This is a genomic window from Streptomyces sp. NPDC048419 (assembly GCF_043200415.1).
Lineage (GTDB): Bacteria > Actinomycetota > Actinomycetes > Streptomycetales > Streptomycetaceae > Streptomyces.
Genome location: NZ_JBICXT010000095.1, coordinates 1 through 2,481, shown reverse-complemented (window position 1 = coordinate 2,481; position 2,481 = coordinate 1). Strand labels below are relative to the sequence as shown.

Below are 2,481 nucleotides of genomic sequence, written 5' to 3'. Positions count from 1 at the left end.
AACCACAACCAGGCCGTGGTCCGCCGCGCTATGGCTCCCAACCACAACCAGGCCGTGGTCCGCCGCGCTATGGCTCCCAACCACAACCAGGCCGTGGTCCGCCGCGCTATGGCTCCCAACCACAACCAGGCCGTGGTGGTGCGCTGATCGGGCGCCCTCTGGGCATTAGGGCTGGTGGGCCGGGCCGACGCTTTGCCTCGGCCTGGCCCACCTGTTGTGAACGTGAGCGTTAGCTGATGGTGCGGGATGCGGTGCTGGTAGTGGCGCTGGGGGGCGGGGCAAGCCCCGCGCCGACATCCTCGATACGCCCTATCGGACAGCACAGTCGAGGCCGCGTCCGCAGTGCACTCACCCGCAGGAGGCTGGGCATGACCACTTCACAGGACGCACACAGTCTGCCGCAGCTCGGACAGGTCATCGCGGCCTGCATGGAGGCCCTGAACGACGGCGACTATCAGGTAGCCCGGCATCTGGCCGACCGCGCGCAGGCGCTGGCCCGCACCACAGGCCCCCTCGGCCGAGCCAACGCCGCCCTAGTGACCGGTATGGCCGAACAGGCCGTCGGCGACACCGACACGGCTGCCGAAAAATACACCAAGGCCGCGAATTTGACCCGGCCGCACTTGGCCGAACCTGATGGCATCTGCCTGTACCTGCACGCCAGAATGGAACTCGCGGCCCTACACCGCGCCGAAGGCCGCTACCACGAAGCCGGACATATCCTGCACGACGCCCTGACCACCACCGCCGCCGCAGACCCGGCCCCGCACGATCTCGCGCTGCTGCACAACGAACTCGGCGTGGTCTCCAAATACAGCGGTGACTTTGACCTAGCCGCCGCCTCCTACCGGGCCGCCCTGGCCCTCCTCGAGAGCGTTCTGCCCGGGGACGACCCCGAACTGGCCACCCTCCACCACAACATCGGCGGCCTCGCCCACGCACGCGGTGACTACGCCGCCGCCGAAGGGCCCGCCCGCCGGGCAGTCGAGATCCGCGAGAAAGCCCTCGGCCCCGACCACCCTGACACCGCGACCGACAAGGCAGCCCTCGCCCCCATTCTCCTCGGACTTGACCGCCTCGAAGAAGCCGAACAGCTCCTCCACCAGGCGCTTACCGTTCTCGAACGCACTCGAGGCACCGGCCATCCCGACTACGCCATCGCCTTGGGCAACCTCGCCGCCACTACACATCAGCTTGGCCACCACCAAAGCGCCGAGATCCTCTACCAGCGCGCCCTGCACCTCCTGGAACAGGCCCTTGGCCCCGACCACCCAGACCTCGCCCCCGTCCTCACCAACCTCGCTGAACTCCACCACAACCTCGGCAACGCCGACCTCGCGCACACCCTCTCCACCCGCGCCCGCGCCATTCTCACCGCCAGTGTCCGACGTGACCACCCCACCCTCACCGCCCTCACTGAACGCACTTTGGTGTGCCCCGGTTCTGATGGAGTCGGGTCGCTGGACAATTGACGATCCAGCAGCCTTCGGAGGCCGTGATGCCCCACAGCTAACCGCCCGAGTTCCGCCGCAAGGTCCTCGACTGGTCGCATCCGGAAGAAGGGTCGCCGAGGTCGCCCAACACCTCGGCATCAGTGACCAGACGATCTATGTCTGGCGTCGCCAACACCTCATCGATACGGGCCAGCTGCCGGCACGACCAGCACCGACCAGGCCGGGCCTGCCGCGGCCCGCAAGCGTACTGCCGAGCCGGAGGCCGAGTCGGCCATCCACCGCCGCACTGCTGGACTGCTGGACTGCTGGGTGAGGTGACGCCCCAAAAGGCGGTTCGAAGCCATCCGCGTGATGGCCGGTGAGCATCTTGCCGGCGCAGCTCACCTGCCGGGTGCTGCACGTCGCCGAATCCGGGTGCTACGCCTGGCGCAACCGTCCGCCCTCGAACCGTCTGGTCAAGCACGCCTGGCTGATCGAGGCCATCGTGGGCATCCACACCGCCTCCCACGGCACCTACGGCTCCCGCCGGGTGCACGCCGAGTTCGGTCTGGGCCTGCGTATCCACGTCAGCCACGGCACCGTAGAGCTGCTGATGCAGCGTGCCAGCCTGCACGGTCTGCCCGGCAACCGGCACTCCCGCGCCCAGCACGTCACCCCGTCCGTCGCCGACCTGGTGGAGCGGAAGTCACCCGTCACGCCCGGGACCAGTTATGGGTCACCGACATCACCGACATCACCGACATCACCGAGCACCCCACTTTTGAGGGCAAGGTGTACTGCGCGGTCGCCCTGGACACGTTCTCGCGACGCGTGGTGGGCTGGTCGATCGACGCCTCACCCACCGCGGCGTTGACCACCAATGCCCTGGCCATGGCCATTGGTAGCCGCGCCCCGCGGCCGGGCGGCACCATCATCCACTCCGATCACGGCGTGCAGGGTGGATTCAACTGGTCGTCGCAACACCCTGATCTCGGAGGTGTGCGACGTGGCTACGGCGGACTGGAGTTTGAAGACCAGCGATGTCCCG

Annotated in this window: 4 protein-coding genes; all 4 read left to right on the top strand. The window is 68.0% G+C overall.

Features of this window, described 5'->3' with window-relative positions:
- The first annotated feature begins 368 nt into the window (after nt 1–368).
- A complete protein-coding gene (locus ACGFYN_RS47855) occupies nt 369–1,472 on the top strand; it encodes a tetratricopeptide repeat protein (RefSeq protein ID WP_393872241.1) in 1,104 nt (367 codons plus the stop codon).
- On the top strand, nt 1,447–1,767 hold the full coding sequence (locus ACGFYN_RS47850; RefSeq protein ID WP_393872240.1) for a transposase: 321 nt from the start codon (nt 1,447–1,449) through the stop codon (nt 1,765–1,767). Before ACGFYN_RS47855 ends, ACGFYN_RS47850 begins: the two co-directional genes overlap by 26 nt.
- 45 nt (nt 1,768–1,812) lie before the next feature.
- On the top strand, nt 1,813–2,307 hold the full coding sequence (locus ACGFYN_RS47845) for an IS3 family transposase (RefSeq protein ID WP_393872239.1): 495 nt from the start codon (nt 1,813–1,815) through the stop codon (nt 2,305–2,307).
- A partial coding sequence (locus tag ACGFYN_RS47840) for a DDE-type integrase/transposase/recombinase (RefSeq protein WP_393872242.1) occupies nt 2,196–2,481 on the top strand: 286 nt, incomplete at its 3' end. The genes ACGFYN_RS47845 and ACGFYN_RS47840, both read left to right, overlap by 112 nt.